Below are 24,481 nucleotides of genomic sequence, written 5' to 3' on the forward strand. Positions count from 1 at the left end.
GCTTTATTTGTCAAAACCTTGCAAGGCTTTGAGGCGTTCTTCTGTTTGTCCCTTGGCATCTAGTTTTTTACCTTGGTAAACAGCAGATTCCCATGATCCATACATTGGATTTGGGAAGATGATGAATTTTTCACCAAATTCTTTTTGCAATTCGTCCAATTTCTTGTCGCGATCAGCTTCAGAGGTCTTGGAAAAATCTGCAAAGTCAACCAGGTTGTCCCCGAAGAGCAAGACAAGATTGGTCTTTTCTTGTACAGCTTGGCGACGGCCTTCTTTTGATTTGACGCCATCTTCTAAGAACATGAGGTGGTCACGTCCTTGAACAGGAATGCCTTCTTTTTCAAGGTTCTTGATGGTATCATCTACTTGAGAGCTTGTACGGTCAGAAATGTAGTAGATTTGAACCCCGTTTTGATCCGCATATTGAAGAAAATCTTTGGCACCTGGCACCGCTTTTGCGGCTGCTTTTTTCACCCAAACATCCCAATCTTTAGGATTGAAGGCCGTACCATCTTTGACGTTTTGAACTTGGTAAGGGCTGTTGTCTAAAACAGTTTCGTCCAAATCCAAGACGATGGAATAAGGCTTATCAGAAGGAGTTTGGAGGATCTCTTTCAAACGGTCAGTAGCGACATTGTAGCCTTGTAAATACAAAGCCTTGGTTTCTGCTGCCTTTTGGTACCAGAGAACAGACATGGTATTTTCTTGTGAGCGCTGTTGATCATAGGTCATTGTTACCTGATTTTTAGTGCTGCTTGCTTTTGTCTCTTGCGTTTTAGTGGTGTTGCTTCCACAACTCGTCAGTAAAATGACAGAAGCAAGAGCAGAAACGATGGTAAAGGTGGTTTTTGTTGTTTTCATAAACCGTACACTCCTTAAAATTATTCTATAAAAATTATACTCCTTTCAATCTTGCCTGACAAGAAAGAGAAGAAGGTGTCTAGAAATCGGTGAAAAGAAAAAAGAAGGAAAAATGCTGCTATGAAAGGTTTCTTCGCATCAATATATGCTATTTTTTCCTTTAAAAGAATGGGTATAGTTTTATGCTATAACCGGATCAAGAAAACATCAAAGCATCCCTTTTCTTCTAAAATGAAACAATCGAGAAAGATACTCGCAAGTCCCTATTTTCAAGGACTTGCGTTTTTTTGATACCTTTTTTAATAAAGAAATTTTAAGGCCTTGATAGGGAAAATATATTAGTCAGCTACTTTTCGAGGTGATATCATGGTTACAAATTCCAGAAGGAAAGCAGTCAGTCTTTCTGTTGGAGAAATATTGAGGAGGATGTACAGTATGAGTAAAAAAGAATTGGTTCTTCGTGCCATTCGAGGCGAAACAGTAGAGCGAATCCCTGTAGGATTTTGGCTCCATTATGTGACCCAAGAAGAAAAAGAATTGGGTCTAGACAATCCGGCTGTAGTAGAAAAAAGTATTAAGGGCCACCAACACTATGTAGAAGAAATTTCACCTGATTTTGTCAAGATCATGAGCGATGGCTTCTTCCGCTATCCGAGTGCACTTTATTCGAGAGAGATCAAATCGATCCGAGAATTGAAGGATATTCAACCGATTGGGGAGCATCATCCTTGGATTGAAAAACAAATCGAAGTGGTCAAGGAGATTCGTTCCCATTTCCATGAAGAGATTGCTTCTTTCTACAATATCTTCTCGCCCATTTCTTATTTGAAACGCTGGTTCCGGACGGATCAATCCCGTGGAGACCAAGTGATTGCAGACTTTATCAAGGAAGATCCAGAAACCTTGGCCCATGTTCTTGATGTCATTGCAGGAGATATCGCCATTCTTAGTCGCCGCTTAATCCAAGAAGCAGGTGTTGAAGGGATTTACTTCTCAACCCAGCAGGTCCAAGATGAGCGCGTAACCCAAGAAGAATACCGTAAGATCATTGAGCCTAGTAACATCGCAGTCCTAGAAGCTGCCAATGAAGCGGGAGGCATCAATATCCTTCATATCTGTGGTTTTGAAGGGGCCAGCAATGAAGTGGAACTCTTCAAGGATTATCCAGCTCAAGTCATTAACTGGGCGACCCATCATGAAGGCCTTAGTCTAGCCGCAGGTCGTAAACTTTTCGGCAATCGCGCCGTTTTGGGTGGCTTTGTCAATGGCAAGAAAGGCTTGCTCTACCAAGGGGAACGAGAAGCGATCGAGCAAGAAACGCGTCGCTTGGTGGCAGAAGCTGGAAGCCGCGGTTTGATCCTTGGAGCAGACTGTACTGTGCCAGATGATTTCCAATTGGAACGCTTAGATTGGGTACGTCAAGCAGCTGTGTTGTAAGAAGAAAGGAGAGGGAGATGAAAAAGATCAATGTATGGTGTATCGTGGTAACCGTTTTGTTTTTGCTTCTAGGGCTTAGTAAAGCTGCTCTAGCAAGTAGTCAGGGGAAAGCAAAAAAAGATCCAGATATGGCAAGACTGGAGAAGATTCCAGCTCATAGCCTCTCCCTCCTTCGCCCGTCTGATCTAGCAGGAATTCTTCTTCTCGAAGATCAGTGATAAAAAAAGATGAAGAGCTTGATAAAAAATATATATTAGTCAAAGCATCATTGAAGTGATAAGATAACAAACAAGAAAAGATAGAACGAGGTAAGAACATGTCATCAAAAAGAGAATTAGTCTTAAAAGCTTTTAAAGGAGAAGCAGTCGACCGTGTGCCAGTTGGATTTTGGCATCATTTTACAACAGAAGAAGAATGGTTGAAAGGATTTTCAAATCCGGAAATTATTGAAAAAAACCTCAATGGCCATAAAAACTTCCTTCACAAGGTCAAACCAGACTTTGTCAAACTCATGAGTGATGGTTACTTTGCTTATCCAAATCCAGCCATTCACAAAGGCCTTGAAAATATCTCTGACTTAGCAGGGATTGAACCACTCGGAGCAGATCATCCATGGATCACAGAGCAAGTAGAGCTCGTTAAAAAAATCCGTGCCGGTTTTGAAGAAGACATTGTGGCTATCTACAATATCTTTGCTCCAGTGACCTACTTCAAATGGTTGGTCGGAGAAGTTTCAGGAGGAGATGACTTGATCGCCAACTTTATCGATCAAGATGCAGCAACTCTTAAAAAAGTATTGGATACAATTGGCCAAGATATTGCAAGTTTGAGCCAACGAATTATTAAAGAAGCAGGAGCAGACGGGATCTACCTCAGTGTTCAAAGTATCCAAGATGCGCGGGTTACACAAGAAGTCTATAAAAACATTATTGCACCGAGTGAACTCCATGTCTTAGAGGCGGCCAATGAAGCCGGTGGCGTAAATATTCTTCATATCTGTGGCTACGAAGGAGCTCGCAATGATATCCATCTCTTCACAGACTACCCAGCCCAAGTCATTAACTGGGCAGTCGGACCAGAAGGAATCAGCCTAGCAGAAGGACGCGAAATCTTCGGTGGACGCACGGTTCTTGGTGGCTTTGAAAATGGTAAAAATGGTCTTCTCTACACAGGAGATAAGGCTGCGATCCAAACAGAAACCAAACGCATCATCGAAGAAACAGGAACCACAGGCTTGGTCATCGGTGCCGATTGTACCATTCCAAGTGACATTGATGAAGAACGAATCGAATGGGTTCGTGAAGCTGCAGCAGAATAAGGAAAATAGAAAGAGGGAGAACAGAGTATGAGTAAAAAAACATGGATTATCGGTGGGGTGGCAGTACTTGCCATTGCAGGAGCAACCATTCTTGGACGGAGCTTGAACCATGCAAACGACAGCAAGGGCTCAACAGGATCGAACAAGGTGACAACCTTGAAAGTAGCCCACACTCAAAACTATGTACCGTATGATTTCGTTGATGAAAAAGGAGAATCAGATGGCTATGAAGTAGCCGTTCTCAAAGCCATTGACGAAAAACTACCAGACTACAAGTTTGAGTACACTGGAACAAGTGATGACGATCTCTTGATCGGTCTAGAATCTGGTAAATACGATATCGGAACCAAAGGAGCTTGGTATACCGAAGAACGTGCCAAGAAATTTATCATTCCAAAAGAACCAATCGGAGCAAGTATCATCGGATTTACCGTACGGAAAGAAGATGCGAATAAATACAAGAACATCGATGACTTCGCTAAAGAAAAAGGAAAATTGGTTCCAATTTCACCACAAAATGCGCAGTGGAATGTTATTAAAGAATACAATGAAAAGCATAAGGACCAACAAATCGAATTAACAGCTGCGGAATCTTTCAAAGTCGCAGATGCCTATGCTTGGGTTCTTGAAGGACGTTACGATGCCTTCTTTGACATCAAACTTTCCTTTGAAAAAGCTGTCACAGATAAAGATGGTTCTTACCACCAATATGCGGACAAACTGAGCTGGTTTGCCTACAAAGGAATTCCAACTTACCCATTGATCCATAAGGATAAGAAAAACGAAAAATTTGCGGAAGCATACAGCAAGGCTATCAAAGAATTAGAAAAAGATGGCACACTTGCTAAATTGTCGAAAAAATATTTCGGTGAAGATGTCTTCAGTTATGTAGATAAAGAGAAATAAGATGAAACTGGGTGCGTATAGCCCCAGCTTCCTTATTTCTATACGGATACAGAAAGGAAAAGAAACATGGTCTCATACGACATTTCCAAGGTCTGGTCATTTCTTCCAACCTTGGTCCAAGCTCTACCAGCGACCCTAGCTTTGATGGTGTTAACGACGGTTCTCGGTTCTGCATTTGGCTTGGTTTTGACCTGGGCACAAGTATCAGAAGATAAGGTAGGAGCAGGTCTGGCAAAAGGTTATGTCTTTACTTTGCGTTGTACCCCTCCGATTGTCTTGCTCTTTTTGGTCTTTTATGGACTTCCCCAATTTTTGAACTGGTGGTTGGGCATTGACATTGACCACTGGTCCAAGTTTGTCTTTGTCCTTGTTGCCATGTTTCTTCTCTTTGCCGCTATGATCTCTGAGGTCTTCAAGGCAGCCTATTTGGCCATTCCAAAAGGTCAGATGGAAGCGGGCTTGAGTATCGGCTTGACGCCAGCTCAAACCATTTGGCGAATTGTCCTTCCCCAAGCCTTTCGCGTGGCTCTTCCCAATATGACGACTGCCATCTTGAACCTCATGCGCGATGCCGCTTTGGCTTATACCATTGGCTTTATCGATATCATGGGAGCAGGCAACAACTTGATCAGCCGCAATCTTGGGAATTATTCCCTCGAAACGTATACAGCCGTCGCAGTGATCTACTGGGGAATTGCCCTTGTGATCTCCTTCTCCGCTCAACTCCTTGAGAAACGACTCAGTGTAACAGAAAGGTAGCTTATGGATTTCAATTTTATTAGTAAAGCATTTCTAGCCACCTTGGGTGGTGTTCCAGTGACCCTTCTGATCATGGTCGTATCGATTCTCTTGAGTTTTTTTCCGGCCCTCTTTTTAGCACTCGGTCAGATTTATAAGGTCAAAGGTGTTCGCAGTTTCTCAGTGATTTACTTAGCCTTTATCCGCGCGACGCCTCCGATTCTCTTGATTCTCTTCTTTTATAGTCTCTTTCCCAGCCTCTTAAATAGCTTTTTTAAGAGTATTGGCAGTCACTTTAATGTCTTTGAGATCAATCCCATTTACTATGCCTTTATCATCTTTAGCTTGATGACAACAGGGAGTCTGGCTGAAATTCTCCGGTCAGCCATTCTGACGGTGGATAAGGGCCAGCTAGAAGCAGCGCAAGCCATTGGTTTGACCAATCGCCAAGCCTATATCCGCATTGTTTTTCCACAAGCCTTGCGTTCAGCCCTTCCCAATTTGTGTAACTTAGTTATCAACTTGGTCAAAGGAACCTCCCTTGTCTTTGTCATGACCATCAAGGATATCACCGCCATTGCCAAGGTCGAAGCCTCTTATGGCTATCAATATTTTGAATCCTATCTAGTGATTTTTATTCTTTATATTGTCATTTGTGGGGTGATTCAATGGGGATTCAATCGCTTAGAAAAACGCCTGACACTCGCATAGAAGAAGGAGAAATAAGAAGATGTTAGAAGTAGAACACGTATCGAAAAAATTTAAGGACCACCAGGTCCTGGTAGATGTCAATCTCAAGGTCAACCAAGGGGATGTCGTCGTTATTTTGGGTCCATCTGGATCAGGAAAAACAACCTTCCTTCGCTGCCTCAATCACTTGGAAAAGGCAGATACAGGGCACCTCACCCTGGGTGGAAAAGAGTACGACCTCTCAAAACTTAGCAAAAAAGAGATTCTAGAAATCCGCCAAAAGACAGCCTTTGTCTTCCAGCATTATAATCTCTTTGCCAACAAAACAGCGCTTGAAAATATCTTAGAAGGCCTGGTTGTAGCTCGTAAGATTCCAAAAGAAGAAGCCATCCAACGGGCAGAATCAGCCCTTGAAAAAGTTGGTCTCCTCGCTTACAAGGATTACTATCCTTCTCAATTGTCAGGTGGCCAGCAGCAACGGATCGGAATCGCGCGTGCCATCGCAGTGAAACCAGACGTGATCTTGCTGGACGAGCCGACTTCAGCGCTAGACCCAGAGTTGGTTGGTGACGTCTTAGATGTCATGAAGCAATTGGCCCAAGAAGGAGTGACCATGGTTGTCGTAACCCATGAGATGGGCTTTGCGCGTGATGTGGCCAACCACGTTATCTTTATGGATGGCGGACACATCATCGAAGAAAATGAACCGCATGAATTCTTTAATAGTCCAAAGGAAGAGCGAACCAAACAATTCCTTTCACGGATTTTATCCGATGCCACTTATAGCGTCGAATACATGATTTAACAAGAGACACACCCAGTAAGGGTGTGTTTTTTGGATTCTGGAAAAAATTTTTAAAAATTGGGTCATTTTTTAAAAATCATTACGAATAATATAAGTGAGAGGGAACATATGACTGATAAAAAACAACGATTAATGCTACTATTTTTACTGACTTTGTTTCTAGGAGGTTGCAGTCTATTTACGGATAAAGCTGCTGAGAGAAGGGAAATGATTCAGATCGCAGAAAGCACGAAAATGGAGCGAGCGATAAAACACTTGTTAATCAGTATCGATCCGAAAGCTTTCACTTCAGAAGGAGTCATTCACTCCTATACCCTGATAAAAGGTGAATTGGAATACAATCCAATGGGAGGGATGAATGTCACTCTCGTTAAAAATGGCGATAAAAAGTTAACGATCGATACGACTGTTCAAATGAAAGATTCAGGACAGTTTGAAGCAGGTAGTTACGGTATTTCAGCAAAATTAAGTGATCTGTTAAGTGAAGCAGAAGAGGCTGGGAAATAAACTCATTCAGTGGAGCCGTTCATGGAAGCATCAAAGGAAAATAGGAACACTAAAATAAGATGGACGTTATGGTTATTGCTAATCACTTTGTGCCTAGGAGGATGTAGTGTTATTACTAGACGATCAGAGCAACGAAGAGAAATGCTAGAGATTGCAGAGAGTAAGCAATCAAAAAGAGTTCTCGAAAATATATTGAGACAAGAAGATCCCCATGCCTTGACAGCAGAGGGAATTGTGAAGTCATATAAAATTAATACCCACCGGCTGAGATATCACCCTATGGGAGGATTGACGGTAGAAATGGTGATTAACGAGGATAAGAATTTAACCATTACGACAACTCTAACCCAGGAGGCTGATGGGCATCTGGAACAGAATGGAGTAGTCATTTCAGGGGAATTATCCAAGAAATTAGTAAATGCTAAATAAGGACTTGCTAGAGAATGAAAAAAAGATACAGTGTGGCCGTAATCATGATTTTGTCAGGGCTACTTCTAGGAGGATGTAGTCTTATTACAGGACAATCTACAAAGAAACGAGAAATGATTCAAATCGCAGAGAGTCAGAAGATGAAAGTAGCAATTGAAAGCTATTTAAAAAATCTGGATCCAGAGGCATTAACTCCAAATGGGAAAATAAAGTCTTATAGAATTTTAAAAGATAAATTAAAATATAATCCAATGGAAGGAATTATTGTCGAAATTGTCATTAATAGGGATGATCGGTTGACGATTGATATGACGGTCATAGAAGAGGATTCAGGAGAATATCTTGTTGCCACATCAGGAACGCCTAAAGAATTAACGAAATTAATAGAAAGAGACAAGCAATAGCAACCTCATCTATTTTATAGAATTTATTCATTGGGCCAAGTATGTTACATCAATATGTAGTGCTTGTAACCTTTTGGCAATGTTTTTTAACAAAAGTAACATTTCAGACGTTGATGGAATTTTGTATAATAAATTTTAAGAAAACTAGAGAAAGAAATGGGAAGAAATGAAAAAAAGTAAATTAATTGTGTTGATAATGGTAGTATTTAGCTTGAGCTTAGGAGGCTGTAGCTTTTTTAATGGACAATCTGCCAAAAAACAAGAAATGATTCAAATTGCAGAGAGTACGAAGATGAAAGTGGCGATTGAAAATATGTTGAAAAAATTAGACCCTAAAGCTCTTACTCCAGAAGGAAAAATAAAATCATATAAAATTTCTAAAGATGATTTAGATTATAATCCGATGGGAGGGCTTATGATCAAAATCATTATCAATGACAATGAAAATTTATTGTTAAGTACAACTATACAAGAAGATTCAGTTACTGGTAAGTATGAAGAGACATACTATGGTAAAACAAAGGAATTGAACGACCTTCTGAAGGGAAATTGAAATGGCTGAAAATTTAAATTTTAATGATCAACAAAATGTTAAAACTGCATTACTTGAGTATGAAAAGGATATAAAAGTTGGACGGGAATTCGATATTGGACCCAAGAATGAAGAGTACATTGGTCACGTTTCTCATATATATGACAGTACCAATGGAAATGAAGAACAAGTTTTTGTATTAACAAATAATGGTATGGGAATTAATGAAGATCCAGTCCCCTATACTGCTTCAGATGAAGAACGTGCCCAAATCCATGACGTGACAGTTTTGATGAAGGGATCTGAAACTGAAACAAGTACACAAAAATTACTCCATGATACATTTACGGATTGGGTAAAGACAGATTTGCCTGCTGCTTCTAACATTCTTGGTCCCAATGGAGCGGCGAACTATGCGACAGATTATGCGAAAAGATTCACCAGAGATAAGATTAAGGAGAATTTGAAAAAAAGGGATGAAACTGCCGATTCTAATATTTCGGAGCTTATTAGTTATCCGTTTAGTTTACTCGATAAAAATGTTGGAAATAATGTAAAAAGCTTTGTCAAGAGTATTAGAAGTAATCCAATAACAAATGCTTATCGTGAGGCGAAAGCAAATCTATATGGTATGGGAACGGATATTCTAATTGATAGTCAAGCAAAGTTTCCAGTATTTATTGGGGCTACCATTTTAAAAGAGTACAACAAAGATAGAGGTACTTTCCCGCCTCCGCAGTTTAAAGATGCTGCAGCTCATTTGAAAGAGGTGATCCGAAAATACCCCAATGCCAAAATCGATCTATACGGTCACTCTCTGGGTTCTATGAATATTCAGTATGCGCTTGCCTGTTTGACGGAAGAGGAAGCTTCTCATATTGGGACCGTACACCTATATAATGGCCCTAATGCCTATCCTATCTTAACACCTGAGCAAAAAGTGCGTATAGATTCGCTGAAGTACAAAATCTACAACCACATTGACCATAAAGATTTGGTTAGCTTGGGCTATCAGGATTCTGGAAGCAAGGAATCCAGTGGGATTGTCAAGCACCTCAAAACTAAGAATTTGATAAATACGGGCCTTCAGCACATGATGCATGGTTATATCTATGATAAGGACGGGAATTTGGTTCTTGAAAAGGGAACGGAAGCCATCACTCGCAAGGAAATCATTGAAGAGCGGATGAAGGTTTACTATCGCCTAAAGGATAAATTGCAAAAAACAGGTGGTGGACTGAGCTCAAGTGAACGGATCTATCTGGATGCTTTGCAGGCGCGCTTGGCTTCTGATGAGCTGATTCGAGTAGTGGATGAAGGGATGGAGCAAGCTCAGAAATCTAAGGTACAACTGGATACGGATTTAGAAGCTTTGGAGAAAGTATTACAGACCGTTCCGAAAGGCTTCATTCTCAATCTTGCGGAAGTAGAAGAGGCCTATGCACAGGCTGGTGCAACAAGGCAAATAGTTGTCACTGAAGTAAGAGAAAGGTTTGACAATCGTTTGGCTGCATATCAGTCCTTATCGAATGAATTCCATGCTTTAAATGAGCAAGTGAATGCAGGAATTGAACTCTTAAAAGCAAAAGATCAAGAAATAGCAGGAGAAATGAACCAGTGGGAACAACTAGCTTATTAATTTCATCTACTCTTTCAAAAAAGGAAAAGAAACTAGATCACTTGGAAAGAGAGTTCCAAAAAGCGCGCTTGGAGCTAGATGAAAAGCGTTGCCTAGTAGAAAGAAAACAGCAACTCTTCACCCATATGCTGGAAGAAGAGTATGCGATGGCAGCTTCCTTCTTACAAGAGCAGGAAGTTGATAACAGTTGTGGATGGGAGTCCCTCCATCGCTGTATAGAAGAGTATGATCTCGAAGCTAGAGAAGCTGCACAAGTAGCCTTAAAACAGATCGAAATCGAGGAAGAGAATTTATGGCAATCCTACCGGAAAGATAGACGCCAACTGGAAGAGGAGTTTGCACAAGATAAAGTTTCATAGTATAGAAGAGGAGGAAGTATGGGTGATAGTCCAGTTAAAGATTTCTTTGATTTAGATATGAAAGATAAGATGAGGATCATCGAAAGCCGAAAGAAACTTGAAAAAGATTTAATCCGTGTTGTCTATGCCCCCGTTTTATTGACCTGCAAGGCAGGAGTTGAGAAGCGTTACAATGATGGATTGACGGCGATTACAACAGTAGCCGAAGAAGGCGTCCAGGTAGTTGGAAAGCAACTGGATCAGTCCATGGTGGGTCAATTTGCTAAAAATGTACAGACGGCTATTCAAGAAAAAGCTGGGAAATTTAAATCTATCTAGCCAAGAACTTCTATTTAAATATGGAATCTGGAGTGACTCCAGATTTTTTTAATAAATTTTAAAAATTATGTAAAAAAGTGTTGACAAAGAAATCAGTCTACGTTATAATAATTTATGTAAACAAAAAGAGGTTGAAAAACCTACTGGTTTACAAGATCAATAGTGGAAAGGAGATGGTGATATGCTATTTCCAGAATTAAGACAACTAATTGATAAAAGGAAAATAGAAACTGTTAGCCTGTAGGGCTATTATTAAATAAATAAATTAAAATTATGTAAACAATCAAACAGCAGCCAATTGGTCTGCTAATTTTCAAGAATGAATTAAAATTATGTAAATTAGAGGTATACAATATGAATAACAACTTTAACAATATGGATGATCTTTTCAATCAACTAATGGGAAACATGGGTGGTTTTCGTTCTGAAAGCCGTCGCTACATGATCAACGGTCGTGAAGTGACACCAGAAGAATTCGCTATTTACCGCCAAACTGGTCAACTTCCAAATGAAGGAAGCGAGCAAGTGCAACACCATCAAGGTAAAGGAATGAAACAAGATGGGATCCTTGCAAAACTTGGTCGCAACTTGACCGAAGAAGCTCGTGAAGGAAAATTGGATCCGGTCATCGGACGTAATAAAGAAATTCAAGAAACTGCTGAAATCTTGTCTCGTCGTACCAAGAACAATCCTGTTCTTGTAGGGGATGCTGGTGTTGGTAAAACAGCAGTTGTAGAAGGTCTGGCACAAGCTATTGTGAACGGGGATGTTCCGGCTGCTATCAAGAACAAAGAAATCATCTCGATTGATATTTCTGGTCTAGAAGCTGGTACGCAATACCGTGGTAGCTTTGAAGAAAATATTCAAAATCTGATCCAAGAAGTCAAGGCTATGGGAAATGTTATTCTCTTCTTTGATGAAATCCATCAAATTCTTGGTGCAGGTAGCACAGGTGATGGTCAAGGTTCTAAAGGTCTTGCGGATATTATCAAACCTGCCCTTTCACGTGGGGAATTGACAGTCATTGGGGCAACTACTCAAGATGAATACCGTAACACTATCTTGAAGAATGCGGCTCTTGCTCGTCGTTTCAACGAAGTGAAGGTCAATGCTCCATCAGCTGAAGATACTTTCAAGATTCTCCAAGGGATCCGTGATCTTTATGAAAAACACCACAATGTCATCTTGCCAGATGAAGTTTTGAAAGCAGCAGTTGATTATTCGATCCAATACATTCCACAACGTAGCTTGCCTGATAAGGCCATTGACTTGGTCGATGTGACAGCTGCTCACTTGGCAGCCCAACATCCAGTAACGGATGTTCATGCTGTGGAACATGAAATTGAAGAAGAAAAAACCAAACAAGAAGAAGCTGCAGCTAAAGAAGATTACGAAGCAGCTTTGAAAGCAAAAGTTCGTATCGAAGAACTTGAAAAGAAAATTGAAAACCATACGGAAGACCATAAAGTAACAGCGACAATCAACGATGTGGCTGAATCTGTAGAACGGATGACGGGTATTCCAGTATCACAAATGGGTGCAACTGATATCGAACGGTTGAAAGATATGGGTCACCGTTTGCAAACTAAGGTTATCGGTCAAGATAAAGCCGTTGAAGCAGTGGCACGTGCTATCCGTCGGAACCGTGCAGGATTTGACGAAGGGAACCGTCCAATCGGTAGCTTCCTCTTTGTAGGTCCTACTGGTGTCGGTAAGACTGAGTTGGCTAAACAATTGGCTCTTGATATGTTCGGTACCAAAGATGCCATCATCCGTTTGGACATGTCAGAATACAGCGACCGCACAGCCGTTTCTAAATTGATTGGTACAACAGCTGGTTATGTTGGTTATGATGACAATAGCAATACTTTGACAGAACGTGTTCGCCGTAACCCTTACTCAATCGTCCTTCTTGACGAAATTGAAAAGGCAGATCCTCAAGTGATCACCCTTCTCCTTCAAGTCTTGGATGATGGTCGTTTGACAGATGGTCAAGGGAACACGGTCAACTTCAAGAACACTGTGATTATCGCCACTTCAAACGCTGGCTTTGGTTACGAAGCCAACTTGACAGAAGATGCGGATAAACCAGAACTCATGGATCGTTTGAAACCTTACTTCCGTCCAGAATTCTTGAACCGTTTCAACGCTGTTATTGAATTCTCACACTTGAGCAAGGAAGACCTTTCTAAGATTGTTGATTTGATGTTGGTAGATGTCAATAAGACCCTTTCTAAGAAAGAAATCGACTTGGCAGTGAGCGATGCAGCTAAAGAATACATGACTGAAGAAGGTTATGATGAAGTGATGGGTGTTCGTCCACTCCGTCGGGTAGTTGAACAACAAATCCGTGACAAAGTCACAGACTTCCACTTGGATAACTTGGATGCCAAACATCTTGAAGCTGACATGGAAGATGGTGTCCTTGTGATCAGAGAAAAAGACACAAAGAAGGAAGAAAACACTGATAAACAAGCAGACTAAGGCGAATTAGTTTGTGAAAAATAGAGGCTGCTATCATATAGCAGTCTTTATTTTTTCTTCCCACCTGGGGGAAATTATTCGCCGTATAAGGCCAAAATCCTCCTATTTGGGCTAAAAAAACATCAATAATTAGTGAAATTAATCCAATTTGAGCAAAATTATTAATAAATAAAGAAAATAAGTATATAATCTATACAAGAATAAAATTTGAGGAATGGAAGTAAGATGAGCAATACAATTGATATCTACTCAACTCCCGAATACAGAAAAGTGGAAGCCGTTGTTCAACTGATGGTTGACGGTCGCTTGACGAGCTATCGTGTCGCAACTGAAACAAACATCAGCAAAATGAGCTTGGCGACTTTGACGAAGGGAACGAGTAAAATCAAAAATATTACCTATCAAACGGCTTTGGCCTTGATTGATTGGTATGATGAGAATCATGAAAAGTATGGCATTACGATTGACTAGTCAGTAGCCCACTTTTCGTGGTTTTTTTCTTTTTCATCAAAACTTGCCTCCTCTCTGAGGCTGGAGTCTGATTTTACTTGAAGAGGATGGGAAAACTTGAAAAGACGGGCGAAATTTGATATAGTATAGCATATATGAAAATTAAAGGAGAAACATATGCAAGGCGGAAGTTTGCTAATTATGCTCGTTCTTATGGTCGGTTTGATGTACTTCATGAGCCGTAGCCAAAAGAAACAGTACCAAAAACGGATGGAAAGTTTGAATAAACTTCAAAAAGGAAATGAAGTCATCACGATTGGTGGCTTGTACGGAACCATCGATGAAGTCGACACAGACCGCAAGACCGTTGTCTTGGATGTTGATGGTGTCTACCTGACCTTTGAATTGGGAGCGATCAAAACAGTTCTTCCTGTATCAGAAGGAATCTCAGCCACTGCTACAGAAGGTGCTAGCTCAGATGCCGATTCAGCCATCGAAGAATAATCATCAAAGAAGAGGCAAGGGCCTCTTTTTTGGTGGGCAAATAGGACGATGTGATGAAGGAAAGTCCTGCTGGTTCAAAAAAGAGGCCAGAGTCCCTATTTTATGGGGATTTATGGTATAATGAAGCGATAAATATTGAAATAGGTAGAAAAACATGTTTCGTTTTAAGAAAAAAGAAAAAATCGAGATACCTTTAGAAGTCCCGAAACACATTGGGATCATTATGGATGGCAATGGTCGCTGGGCGAAAAAGCGGATGCAACCGCGCGTCTTCGGTCATAAGGCAGGGATGGAAGCTCTCCAAGAAGTGACGATTGCAGCAAAAAATATGGGGGTTCAGGTCCTGACTGTCTATGCCTTTTCTACGGAAAACTGGACACGCCCTGAAGATGAAGTCAAGTTCATCATGCACTTGCCGGTTGAGTTTTATGATCGTTTTGTCCCCGAATTGCATCGCAACAATGTCAAGATTCAAATGATCGGTGATACCAAGAAATTACCAAAAGAAACGCTGGAGGCTTTGGAAAGAGCAGAAGCGATGACCCATCTCAATACAGGCTTGATCCTGAATTTCGCGCTCAATTATGGTGGACGTGCTGAGATCACCCAGGCCGTGAAGCAGATCGCCCAAGAAGTCTTGGATGCGAAGTTCAGTCCAGAAGATATCACAGAAGAGATGATCGCAGATTCTCTCTATACCGAGAGTTTGCCACGCGTCCTAAGGGATCCGGATTTGATTATTCGTACCAGCGGAGAGATCCGTTTGAGTAATTTCCTTCCTTGGCAGGCTGCTTATAGTGAGTTGTATTTCACAGATGTGATGTGGCCAGATTTTGGAGAGGAAGCACTAAGAAGTGCCATAGTAGAATATAGCCATCGCCATCGGAGATTTGGTGGTGTTTAGGAGAAAATGATGACGAAAGATTTACAAAAACGTGTGATTTTTGGAGGAATTGCCCTGCTCTTTTTCATTCCAACAGTAATGGTTGGAGGGGTGTTCTTCCAGATTGTGATTGGCTTGATCGCCATGCTAGGGGTTCATGAATTGCTCAAGATGAAGGGACTTGAGACAGCGACTTTTGAAGGAGCGCTAGCCATGTTGGCGGCCTTCGTCCTGACTTTGCCGATTGAGGACTACCTCCCTTACCTTCCAGCAGATGGCAATATGATTGCCTATGGTCTGGTTGTCTTGATTCTCATGGGGACAACTGTTCTTGCTCAGAATTATAATTATGAAGATGTGGTCTACCCCATTGCGTCCAGCTTTTATGTTGGACTCGGCTTCCATTCCTTAGTAGATGCGCGAATTGCTGGTATTGATAAGGTTTTGTTAGCCCTCTTTATTGTCTGGGCTACAGATTCAGGTGCTTATCTGGTAGGAAGCCGGTTTGGGAAACGCAAGCTCATGCCTGCGGTTTCTCCTAATAAAACGATTGAAGGCAGTCTTGGGGGAATCTTGTCTGCAGTTGCGGTAACTGTGATCTATATGATCGTGGATCGCTCTGTGGCAGGTGGACATGGTTTTCTTGCTATGATCTTCTTTACCATCCTCTTTAGTATTGCAGGTCAGTTTGGAGATCTGGTAGAGAGTGCGATTAAACGCCACTTCGGTGTGAAAGATTCTGGGAAATTTATTCCAGGACATGGTGGTGTTCTAGACCGCTTTGATAGTTTGATTTTTGTCTTTCCCTTGATGCATTTCTTGGGCTTGTTCTAAGACAGAAGAGATAGAAAGGAAACCACGTATAGAACGATGCAGTTTATTGCCTTTATTGTTATTTTTGGAGTGATCGTTCTCGTTCACGAGTTTGGTCATTTCTATTTTGCAAAAAAATCGGGCATCCTGGTGCGAGAATTCTCGATCGGGATGGGTCCCAAGATCTTTGCCCATATTGGTCAAGATGGAACAGCTTATACGATTCGCATTCTACCTTTAGGTGGCTATGTGCGTATGGCTGGTTGGGGTGAAGATACAACGGAGATTAAAACCGGAACGCCTGTTAGCTTGACACTAAATGAGGCTGGTAAGGTTGTCCGGATCAATCTTTCAGGAAAGAATCTGGATCAGACAGCCCTTCCCATGAATGTTACCCAGTTTGACTTTGAAGACAAACTGGAAATTACAGGCTTGGTTCTCGATGAGACCAAGACTTATGATGTCGATCATGATGCGACTATCGTTGAAGAAGATGGGACGGAAGTGCGGATTGCACCAAGAGATGTTCAGTATCAGAATGCCAGCATTTGGGGACGATTAATCACCAACTTTGCGGGTCCTATGAACAACTTTATCCTCAGTATTGTCGTCTACTCACTTCTAGCTTTTATGCGTGGTGGTGCGATTGACTACTACAGCAACAATGTTCAGGTGGCACCTGATGGGGCGCTGGCTAAGGTCGGTGTCAAAAGCACTGTTCAGATCCTTCAAGTCAACAACGATACCGTTAGCAACTGGGATGAGCTGACAGACGCTGTTGAGAAAGCAACCAAGGACAGCAAGACGGCTCCTGAATTGACCCTGAAGGTCAAGACAGACGGCCAAGAAAAAGAAGTCAAAGTGAAGCCAACCAAGTCAGGGAATCGTTACTATTTGGGTGTGACAAATGGCCTCAAGACAGGATTTGTGGATAAACTCTTGTCTGGTTTTACAGATACCTGGAATACAGCGACACGGATTTTGGGAGCTTTGAAAGATATCATTTTCCACTTTAGTCTCAATAAACTGGGTGGACCGGTTGCCATCTACAATGCCAGCTCACAAGCTGCTCAATTAGGAATTCCGGCAGTCTTATCTCTTATGGCTATGCTCTCTATTAATATTGGGATCTTCAATCTAATCCCGATTCCCGCTTTGGATGGAGGAAAAATCTTGATCAATTTGATCGAGGTCGTCCGGAGAAAGCCACTGAAACAAGAAGTAGAAACCTATATGACGCTTGCAGGTGTAGCTGTAATGGTTATTTTGATGATTGCTGTCACCTGGAATGATATTATGAAATTATTTTTGAAATAGAAAAGGATATTGTCCATGAAACAAAGTAAAATGTTGATTCCAACGCTTCGCGAAATGCCAAGCGATGCCCAAGTCATTAGCCATGCTTTGATGTTGCGTGCAGGTTATGTTCGCCAAGTATCAGCGGGGGTCTATTCTTATCTGCCCTTAGCAAATCGAGTAATTGAAAAAGCAAAAGGCATCATGCGCCAAGAATTCGAAAAAATTGGAGCAGTAGAAATGCTTGCTCCAGCCCTTTTGAGTGCGGATCTCTGGCGTGAATCTGGTCGTTACGAAACTTACGGGGAAGATCTTTATAAGTTGAAAAACCGTGAAGGCTCTGACTTTATCTTAGGTCCAACTCACGAAGAAACCTTTACCGCTATTGTGCGCGACTCAGTAAAATCTTACAAACAATTGCCGTTGAATCTCTACCAAATTCAACCAAAATACCGCGATGAAAAACGCCCACGGAACGGTCTTCTTCGGACCCGTGAGTTCATCATGAAAGACGGTTATAGCTTCCATGCTAACTACGATAGCTTGGATGTCACTTATGATGAATACAAGGCAGCTTATGAGCGGATCTTCACCCGCAGTGGCATTGACTACAAGGCTATCATCGGTGATGGTGGTGCCATGGGCGGAAAAGATAGCCAAGAGTTTATGGCTGTTACGCCTGCTCGTACAGACTTGGACCGTTGGGTTGTTTTAGACAAATCAGTGGCTTCCTTTGATGAGATCCCAGCAGAAGTCCAAGAAGAAATCAAAGCAGAATTGCTCAAATGGATGGTCTCTGGTGAAGATACCATTGCCTATTCAAGTGAATCAACCTATGCTGCGAACTTGGAAATGGCTACTAACGAATACAAGCCAAGTAACCGTGTCGTAGCGGAAGAAGAAGTGAAGCGCGTGGAAACACCAGGTGTCAAATCGATTGATGAAGTAGCTGCATTCTTGAATGTTCCAGAAGAAGCTACGATCAAGACTTTGGTTTACATCGCAGATGGTGAGCCTGTTGTTGCCCTTCTCGTAGGTAATGATCAGCTCAATGAAGTGAAGTTGAAAAACCACCTCGGCGCAGACTTCTTTGAACCTGCAACCGAAGTGGAAGTGAAAGAATTATTAGGAGCTGATTTTGGCTCTCTCGGTCCAGTTGATCTTCCTGAAAATGTTAAGATTATCGCAGACCGCAAGGTCCAAGACAGCCGTAATGCAGTAGTCGGTGCCAATGAAACAGGCTACCACTTGACTGGTGTCAACCCAGGACGTGACTTTACTGCAGAATACGTCGATATCCGTGAAGTTCGTGAAGGCGAAATCTCACCAGATGGGAAAGGTGTCTTGAACTTTGCACGTGGGATCGAAATCGGTCACATTTTCAAACTCGGCACACGCTACTCCGCTAGCATGGGAGCAGATGTTTTGGACGAAAACGGTCGTGCGGTTCCAATCATCATGGGCTGCTACGGTATCGGTGTCAGCCGTCTTCTTTCAGCCGTTATGGAGCAACATGCTCGCCTCTTTGTCAATAAGACTCCAAAAGGGGAGTACCGTTACGCTTGGGGAATTAACTTCCCTAAAGAATTGGCGCCATTTGATGTGCATTTGATTCCAGTCAATGTTAAGGATGAAGCAAGCCTTGCTTTGACCGATCGGATCGAAGAAGCCTTGGTGAATAAAGGCTACGAAGTCTTGGTGGATGACCGAAATGAACGCGCTGGTGTCAAATTCAGCGATAGTGATTTGATTGGACTTCCAATCCGCGTAACAGTTGGTAAAAAAGCAGCTGAAGGTATCGTAGAAGTGAAAATCAAAGCAACAGGAGATACCATCGAGGTTCATGCGGACAATCTCCTTGAAACTCTTTCAATCCTGAACAAATAAGAAAAAGCTTTCTGAGCTCTCACCAGTATGGTGATGAAACTCAGGAAGCTCTTTTTATTTTTCTTCTTTGAGGCCTTGATCTTTGAAATAGGTAAAGAGATCTTGAGGTTTGCCTTTTAGATATTTCAACATGGTAGTGTTGGTTTCTTCCCCTTGATCAGCCAGTAATTTCACAAAATCTTCTTTTTTCATTTGAGTAAAATCAACATGCATAACGTTTGTATAGGTCTGTTTATCATCAGCGATTTTGATGCTTGTGTTGATTCCAGCTTGTCCGTTAACACCGTGTTTGGAATTTGCTTTATCAGCTTCCTCTTGATAGACTTCCTTCAATTCAGCGACATCTGATTTTTGCATATCATCCGGTATTGGTGCAACTCCCATGATGGTCATGGAAACAATCTCATCATTCTTGTAGCCAATTTGAATTTTGTTTTGGTGGTGATCGCCGAGGTCACTAACAAAGGTCTTGGTTTGGACTTGCTCCTTTTTGGTTTGAGTGGCTTCTTGCTTGGAAAAAGCGGCAGTAGTTCCTTTGCCTTGTTGGCCTTGGCTACAAGCGGTAAGAGCTAGCAGACAGACAGAGGCAAGTAGAAATTTTTTCATATATACTCCTTATAGGTTAATGGTGTTCGATCTTGTATAAAACAAGCTCTAAACAGTTCTCATTATACCATAAAAGTTTTAAAAATGAAAAAATATACAAAAATCTTCAAAATTTGCTTTTAAAAACACCTAAAATCAACAATTTCTATCTATGTGTTGAGTTAATATAAAAGGACAGAGTGTCTTCTTTTCTTCTCAGAAATAATACTAGTTGGAGACTACTGGGGCAAGGAATTCAGAAAATATATTACAGGTTTATGACAAAATGTTACACAATTGTAACAAAGTTACAATGTTTTATCAGTTAGCCCTCTAAACTTGACATTCTGGCAATATTTCATTAAGATATTTTTAAGTAAATAATACAAAAAGGGAGCAAAAGGTAAAATATACAGTTATCTGGCATTTTACTAATTCGTACTAAAATGTATTGTTTATGAAAAAAATATAAGGGTATCAGCCCAAAAGGAGAAACATATGGCTCAAATTAAATTAACTCCAGAAGAACTACGTCAATCAGCACAACGCTATGCACAAGGTTCTCAAGAAATCGATCAAATCCTTAACACTTTGACTCATGAACAACAAGTCATCGACGCAAACTGGGATGGATCTGCATTTGATAGCTTTGAAGCACAATTCAACGAATTGTCTCCAAAAATCAAACAATTCGCTCAATTGTTGGAAGACATCAACGCTCAATTGATCAAAGTTGCTGATATCGTTGAACAAACTGACCAAGATATCGCTGCACAAATCCACTAAGATAGTCTTGGAGGTGATCTTACTTCTTGTAGGTAGATCACCCTTTTGTCTTTTGATATATAGAAAATAGGGGTTAGATTCTTAATTCCTAACCCCTATTTTGTATCTATGAATTAGAAAAAGGAAAAGGTATGGAAGTTAAAAATAAAAAATGGTTAAAATACATCGGTCAGAGTGCGGTTGTGCTCCTTTTGATGGGATCTGTAGTGGGTCTTTATACGACGGTTCAAAAGGACCAAAAGCAAAACGAAGCCAAGACCGTGCAAACGACAGAAAACACCAAGCTCAACATTGCGGTTGTCAATGAAGACAAGGCGGTCAAACTGAATGATAAAGAATATAACCTTGGGGCTAGTTATGTAAAGAATATCGAACGGGATAATTCGCAAAACTGGTCTGTACTCCCTCGTGGAGCTGCTGAGTCAGGGCTTGCAGATGGCAAGTACCAGTTGATGATTGTCATTCCAAGTGACTTCTCAGAGAAGGTCTTGGAAGTGAACGCGGTTAATGCAGAGAAGACCACGGTGACGTATAAGGTCAATGCGGCTGGAAATTCTCAGGTTGAGAACGAGGCCAATAAAGTCGCTAAAGATATCGTTTCAGACTTGAATAGCCAGTTGGTTGATATGTATATGGTCAGCATTTTGAGCAACCTTTATACAGCTCAAAAGAACGTGGAAACAAGTAACAAAATTCAATCCACCAACATTGGTTCTTACCGAAGCAACTTGCTGGATTCGGCCTTGGATTCCAAGAATATCTTCCCAAGTCTCTATAGCTTGTCTACGTCTTCTGTCGAGTCGAACAATGCCTTGAAGACAGTCCTTGAGTCTTATACACAGGCTTTTGATCAATTGACCCAATCTCAGGATCAGTACGGTCAAAACTTCGACACATTGATCAAGCAACGCTCTGAGGATAAGATCAGCCATGAAGAGTTCATGAACCAGCTGATGTCTATGAACCAGTCTGTTGTCAGTGAAAAGACCCAAGAGTTGTATAAGAATCTACAACAAAACCAAGAAGCAATTACCAAACAATTGAGTCAACCAACTGAAACCGAAGGAGATGCTTCAGGTACCAAGACCTATGCAGGCTTGACAAAAGATGTGAATGATCGTGTGGCAGACCTCGAAAAAGGGATCAAGGCAGAACGCGACAAATTAGATGAGCACGAAAAGAACATCGACTCTTCTGTAAAAGCGAAGATCTTTGACTACTATGGGCTAAAAGAAGGAGACAAAGTCACTCTTCGTACCTTGCTTGGAAAGCCAAAAATCGAAACTATCAGCAAGGCTCGAGATAAAGCGGATGATGACATTCGTCAAGCAATTGAAAAACTTCCGTCTTTAGATCCTGCTAGTCTGAATCTGAATAAGTATGGAAATCTCAACGCAGCGATTGATTTTGATAGTGCTTTTGCTGGTACGAAGGGGCAAGCAAAAGGGAATGCCGATGAATTAAAACGATTGGCTGCAGAAGTGGATGCCAAATCAACGGCAGTTGCGGATGTCCTCAATGCTAAATCTGGAAAACAGAAAGTTAGTATTCATGTCCCTGCAGGGGTCAAGGTTGATACTTGGACCTATGATGGACAGACTTATGCAGGTGGTGGTGAGCAGGAAGTCGAACTGAAAGATGGTAAACAAATTCAAATTCACCTCGTTGAAGATGGAGGAGCTATGCCAAGCGCGATTGATGTTGAAGTTCTTGTGAATGGAGTTTCTTCAACCAGTGTGACCGTATCTGCAGATGATTTGAAAACAGCTGTCGCTAACTATGCGTCGAAAGCTAGTGAAATTGCCTTGGATTATCAACGAGCGGGAGCATTGATCGATGCCTACTATCCAAAAGATGAAAAGGAAAATCGTCATTCGCTCTATGATCCGATCGAAGATATGGATTTGACAGATGCTTTGGTCGATGTCGTGAAGGCTGCCGTTTCAAGTAATATGAAGGACTACCGTAAGAGTATTGAAACGGATGAATCTGGGGATGCAACGAAGAGTGTGAAAGCCCAGTTAGATGGTACACTCCAACAGTTGCAAGACTTGGGACCACAATTGCAGGCCAATCTTCAAGCGATCGAAAACACCAACAAGGATCTAACCCAAAATATCAACGATCAATTGACGCAATATGCAGAGCTTCAAAAACGTTTAGAAGAGATCTCAAAATCACAAGAAACAGTGACACAGGCTCAAACCAAGACCGATGCAGATTTGTCAGCTCTTGGTTCTGAATACACGTCATTATTGAGCTCGACAGAAGGTGTTAAGAGCTCATCTCGTAGCAATGTAGAAGCTGCTAACTCTACCAATGAAATCTTTAGTCAATTGAACAAAGAATTGGAAAAAGCCCAAGGCAATACAGAGAAATTGTCTAGCAATGCAGAGAGCTTGATGGGTGAATTCGACAAGGAATTGTCTGAAAATGGGAACTTCGTCGAAGCCTTCCGTAAGGTCTTCAACAATGCCTATGAAAACGGAGTGCCAAATGAAGTCTTGCTCGACTTCTTGTCAAATCCAGTTGCAGAGAAATCGTCTTCTGTGAAAGCGACCATCAACGTCTACCGTCCATTTATCTGGATCTTTATGTTGGAAGTCTTGAGCCTCTTTACAGCTTATCTCTTTGCGACTCAGCCAATCATCCGTAAGGTTAAGGATCGTTTCAAATTGGATCGTTTGCAAGAATCAGATCTCTTGTCTGTCGGTGTCCTTGTGGGACTATCTCTCATCCTTGGACTGGTGATCGGAATGATTTCAAGTATTCAACTCTCTGTTGGTCGTGAATATGTACCTTCTTGGGTATTCTTAGCGGTTCTAGCAAGCTTTGTCTTGGTACAACTGCAATACCTTCTCTTGAAACACTTCCGTGTGATCGGAATGGGACTGGCCTTCTTCATGTTGATCAGCTATGTCTACCTATCAAGTGCGATCGGAACGACCGCGACCTTATCAGGCCTTCCAGCACTGGTGAAAAATGTCAACCTCCTTTCTATTTTAGAAGGACAGTTTGCGGGTTACTTTGATGGACAAACAGCCGGTATCGGCGTCTTCTTCGGATTGTTGGTCTTCTTCGGCCTTTTGGCGGTTGCCAATATCTTCATTCCAAAGAAGTTTACTCAAACAAAGGAAATTGAATCAAGCTTATGAAAAAAATGATGTATCTTCTCTTTGTCTTTAGTCTCTTGCCAGTAGCTGTTGTTTCTGCAGATGATTTTATTGATAATCGTCTGCAGGTCAACAACTCACGTCTTGAGACAGAGCAGGAAAAGACACTTGGGGGCCAATTGGATGCGACTGAGTCTCTTTTCAATGAGAAGGATCAGAAAAAATTAGCAGATGAAAAACGCAAGCAAGAGAAACAATTGACCGATTCAGACGGCCAGTTGTTTTCTGCTATAAAGGGAAAGAAAAAAACGGGGCCTGAAGCGGACCTGTTCCAGCCTGAAAATCAAAAATTATCTAAATTCGAGTCCAATGTGGAGGACAATTCGGCCAGTTTGTCGGATTTTATTCCAGCCTTGCAAATGCTGGCTTGGAGTGCCCTTCTCTTTGGGATTGCTGGCTATATTTCCTATCGAATCTATAGAAAAGAGGCCTAAATGGACCAACATATCAATGTCACCTTCCGTATGAATGGTGCAAGCCATGACCTCCGAATCCCAACACGGATGGAGGTGCGACGCTTGATTCGGGAATTGGATCAGATCTTTGGGTCTGCCATGGAGCCTAGAAGCAAGTATCAGTTGCGCGTGGTAAATAAGGGCATCTTGCTAGATGAAGGCAAGGTGGTACAAGAGTATCCGATCACGAGTGGTGATCTGATCGAGATTGAGGAGTGGTAA

27 protein-coding genes are annotated in these 24,481 nt (G+C 41.5%); 25 read left to right on the forward strand and 2 right to left on the reverse strand.

Annotation, left to right across the window (positions count from 1 at the left end):
• Window positions 1–3: 3 nt before the first annotated feature.
• A complete protein-coding gene (locus HMPREF2917_RS09190; RefSeq protein WP_049491025.1) occupies window positions 4–861 on the reverse strand; it encodes a 5'-nucleotidase, lipoprotein e(P4) family in 858 nt (285 codons plus the stop codon).
• 435 nt (window positions 862–1,296) lie between these two features.
• Between HMPREF2917_RS09190 and HMPREF2917_RS09195 the strand changes: the two genes are divergently transcribed.
• The 21 genes from HMPREF2917_RS09195 (at window position 1,297) to HMPREF2917_RS09295 (ending at window position 19,260) form a co-directional block, all read left to right on the forward strand.
• Window positions 1,297–2,298 (forward strand): uroporphyrinogen decarboxylase family protein, encoded by a 1,002-nt coding sequence (locus HMPREF2917_RS09195; RefSeq protein WP_070590389.1) that lies wholly within the window; start codon window positions 1,297–1,299, stop codon window positions 2,296–2,298.
• A gap of 17 nt (window positions 2,299–2,315) precedes the next feature.
• On the forward strand, window positions 2,316–2,516 hold the full coding sequence (locus HMPREF2917_RS09200) for a hypothetical protein (protein WP_070590392.1): 201 nt from the start codon (window positions 2,316–2,318) through the stop codon (window positions 2,514–2,516).
• A 98-nt stretch (window positions 2,517–2,614) separates the two neighbouring features.
• Window positions 2,615–3,616 (forward strand): uroporphyrinogen decarboxylase family protein, encoded by a 1,002-nt coding sequence (locus HMPREF2917_RS09205; RefSeq protein WP_070590395.1) that lies wholly within the window; start codon window positions 2,615–2,617, stop codon window positions 3,614–3,616.
• A 27-nt stretch (window positions 3,617–3,643) separates the two neighbouring features.
• Window positions 3,644–4,522 carry a transporter substrate-binding domain-containing protein gene (locus HMPREF2917_RS09210; RefSeq protein WP_003004175.1) on the forward strand — a complete coding sequence of 293 codons (879 nt, stop codon included), beginning with the start codon at window positions 3,644–3,646 and terminating at the stop codon, window positions 4,520–4,522.
• A 66-nt stretch (window positions 4,523–4,588) separates the two neighbouring features.
• Window positions 4,589–5,281 (forward strand): amino acid ABC transporter permease, encoded by a 693-nt coding sequence (locus HMPREF2917_RS09215; protein WP_003004525.1) that lies wholly within the window; start codon window positions 4,589–4,591, stop codon window positions 5,279–5,281.
• 3 nt (window positions 5,282–5,284) lie between these two features.
• On the forward strand, window positions 5,285–5,971 hold the full coding sequence (locus HMPREF2917_RS09220) for an amino acid ABC transporter permease (RefSeq protein ID WP_013904552.1): 687 nt from the start codon (window positions 5,285–5,287) through the stop codon (window positions 5,969–5,971).
• Window positions 5,972–5,990: 19 nt separating this feature from the next.
• Window positions 5,991–6,755 carry an amino acid ABC transporter ATP-binding protein gene (locus HMPREF2917_RS09225; protein ID WP_003016067.1) on the forward strand — a complete coding sequence of 255 codons (765 nt, stop codon included), beginning with the start codon at window positions 5,991–5,993 and terminating at the stop codon, window positions 6,753–6,755.
• A 108-nt stretch (window positions 6,756–6,863) separates the two neighbouring features.
• Entirely contained in the window at window positions 6,864–7,262 is a 399-nt protein-coding gene (locus tag HMPREF2917_RS09230; RefSeq protein WP_070590398.1) for a DUF1310 family protein, read from the forward strand.
• Between the two features lie 21 nt (window positions 7,263–7,283).
• On the forward strand, window positions 7,284–7,691 hold the full coding sequence (locus HMPREF2917_RS09235) for a DUF1310 family protein (protein ID WP_070590402.1): 408 nt from the start codon (window positions 7,284–7,286) through the stop codon (window positions 7,689–7,691).
• Window positions 7,692–7,705: 14 nt separating this feature from the next.
• Window positions 7,706–8,095 (forward strand): DUF1310 family protein, encoded by a 390-nt coding sequence (locus HMPREF2917_RS09240; RefSeq protein ID WP_070590405.1) that lies wholly within the window; start codon window positions 7,706–7,708, stop codon window positions 8,093–8,095.
• A 166-nt stretch (window positions 8,096–8,261) separates the two neighbouring features.
• Entirely contained in the window at window positions 8,262–8,648 is a 387-nt protein-coding gene (locus tag HMPREF2917_RS09245) for a DUF1310 family protein (RefSeq protein ID WP_003013650.1), read from the forward strand.
• A gap of 1 nt (window position 8,649) precedes the next feature.
• A complete protein-coding gene (locus HMPREF2917_RS09250; RefSeq protein WP_070590407.1) occupies window positions 8,650–10,266 on the forward strand; it encodes an alpha/beta hydrolase family protein in 1,617 nt (538 codons plus the stop codon).
• Window positions 10,245–10,625, forward strand: coding sequence for a type III secretion protein (locus HMPREF2917_RS09255; RefSeq protein WP_070590411.1), 381 nt, complete (start codon window positions 10,245–10,247; stop codon window positions 10,623–10,625). The genes HMPREF2917_RS09250 and HMPREF2917_RS09255 overlap by 22 nt, the downstream gene beginning before the upstream one ends.
• 18 nt (window positions 10,626–10,643) lie before the next feature.
• Window positions 10,644–10,943 carry a hypothetical protein gene (locus HMPREF2917_RS09260; protein ID WP_070590413.1) on the forward strand — a complete coding sequence of 100 codons (300 nt, stop codon included), beginning with the start codon at window positions 10,644–10,646 and terminating at the stop codon, window positions 10,941–10,943.
• A 354-nt stretch (window positions 10,944–11,297) separates the two neighbouring features.
• On the forward strand, window positions 11,298–13,427 hold the full coding sequence (locus HMPREF2917_RS09265; RefSeq protein WP_023919529.1) for an AAA family ATPase: 2,130 nt from the start codon (window positions 11,298–11,300) through the stop codon (window positions 13,425–13,427).
• Window positions 13,428–13,652: 225 nt separating this feature from the next.
• Entirely contained in the window at window positions 13,653–13,898 is a 246-nt protein-coding gene (locus tag HMPREF2917_RS09270; RefSeq protein ID WP_003009969.1) for a hypothetical protein, read from the forward strand.
• A gap of 156 nt (window positions 13,899–14,054) precedes the next feature.
• Window positions 14,055–14,381 carry a preprotein translocase subunit YajC gene (gene yajC, locus HMPREF2917_RS09275; RefSeq protein WP_003004444.1) on the forward strand — a complete coding sequence of 109 codons (327 nt, stop codon included), beginning with the start codon at window positions 14,055–14,057 and terminating at the stop codon, window positions 14,379–14,381.
• Window positions 14,382–14,535: 154 nt separating this feature from the next.
• Window positions 14,536–15,285 carry an isoprenyl transferase gene (locus HMPREF2917_RS09280; protein ID WP_003009971.1) on the forward strand — a complete coding sequence of 250 codons (750 nt, stop codon included), beginning with the start codon at window positions 14,536–14,538 and terminating at the stop codon, window positions 15,283–15,285.
• 9 nt (window positions 15,286–15,294) lie between these two features.
• Window positions 15,295–16,098 carry a phosphatidate cytidylyltransferase gene (locus HMPREF2917_RS09285; RefSeq protein WP_023919527.1) on the forward strand — a complete coding sequence of 268 codons (804 nt, stop codon included), beginning with the start codon at window positions 15,295–15,297 and terminating at the stop codon, window positions 16,096–16,098.
• A gap of 36 nt (window positions 16,099–16,134) precedes the next feature.
• Window positions 16,135–17,394 carry an RIP metalloprotease RseP gene (rseP, locus tag HMPREF2917_RS09290; protein ID WP_070590414.1) on the forward strand — a complete coding sequence of 420 codons (1,260 nt, stop codon included), beginning with the start codon at window positions 16,135–16,137 and terminating at the stop codon, window positions 17,392–17,394.
• Window positions 17,395–17,409: 15 nt separating this feature from the next.
• The gene (locus HMPREF2917_RS09295; protein ID WP_003009975.1) at window positions 17,410–19,260 is read left to right on the forward strand and encodes a proline--tRNA ligase; all 1,851 of its coding nucleotides are present in this window, start codon (window positions 17,410–17,412) and stop codon (window positions 19,258–19,260) included.
• Window positions 19,261–19,314: 54 nt separating this feature from the next.
• On the opposite strand, the gene HMPREF2917_RS09300 is transcribed toward HMPREF2917_RS09295, so the two are convergent.
• Window positions 19,315–19,866, reverse strand: coding sequence for a hypothetical protein (locus HMPREF2917_RS09300; RefSeq protein ID WP_070590417.1), 552 nt, complete (start codon window positions 19,864–19,866; stop codon window positions 19,315–19,317).
• A gap of 477 nt (window positions 19,867–20,343) precedes the next feature.
• Here HMPREF2917_RS09300 and HMPREF2917_RS09305 point away from each other — a divergent pair, with 477 nt between their 5' ends.
• The 4 genes from HMPREF2917_RS09305 to HMPREF2917_RS09320 all read left to right on the forward strand — a co-directional run bounded on the left by HMPREF2917_RS09305 (window position 20,344) and on the right by HMPREF2917_RS09320 (window position 24,481).
• Window positions 20,344–20,631 (forward strand): WXG100 family type VII secretion target, encoded by a 288-nt coding sequence (locus HMPREF2917_RS09305; RefSeq protein WP_031576577.1) that lies wholly within the window; start codon window positions 20,344–20,346, stop codon window positions 20,629–20,631.
• A 131-nt stretch (window positions 20,632–20,762) separates the two neighbouring features.
• The gene (gene esaA, locus HMPREF2917_RS09310) at window positions 20,763–23,786 is read left to right on the forward strand and encodes a type VII secretion protein EsaA (RefSeq protein WP_070590419.1); all 3,024 of its coding nucleotides are present in this window, start codon (window positions 20,763–20,765) and stop codon (window positions 23,784–23,786) included.
• Entirely contained in the window at window positions 23,783–24,238 is a 456-nt protein-coding gene (gene essA, locus HMPREF2917_RS09315) for a type VII secretion protein EssA (protein WP_045759059.1), read from the forward strand. Before esaA ends, essA begins: the two co-directional genes overlap by 4 nt.
• On the forward strand, window positions 24,239–24,481 hold the full coding sequence (locus tag HMPREF2917_RS09320) for an EsaB/YukD family protein (RefSeq protein ID WP_003013697.1): 243 nt from the start codon (window positions 24,239–24,241) through the stop codon (window positions 24,479–24,481). It begins immediately after the preceding gene.

The sequence above is a fragment of the Streptococcus sp. HMSC061E03 genome, from assembly GCF_001813505.1.
Taxonomy (GTDB): domain Bacteria; phylum Bacillota; class Bacilli; order Lactobacillales; family Streptococcaceae; genus Streptococcus.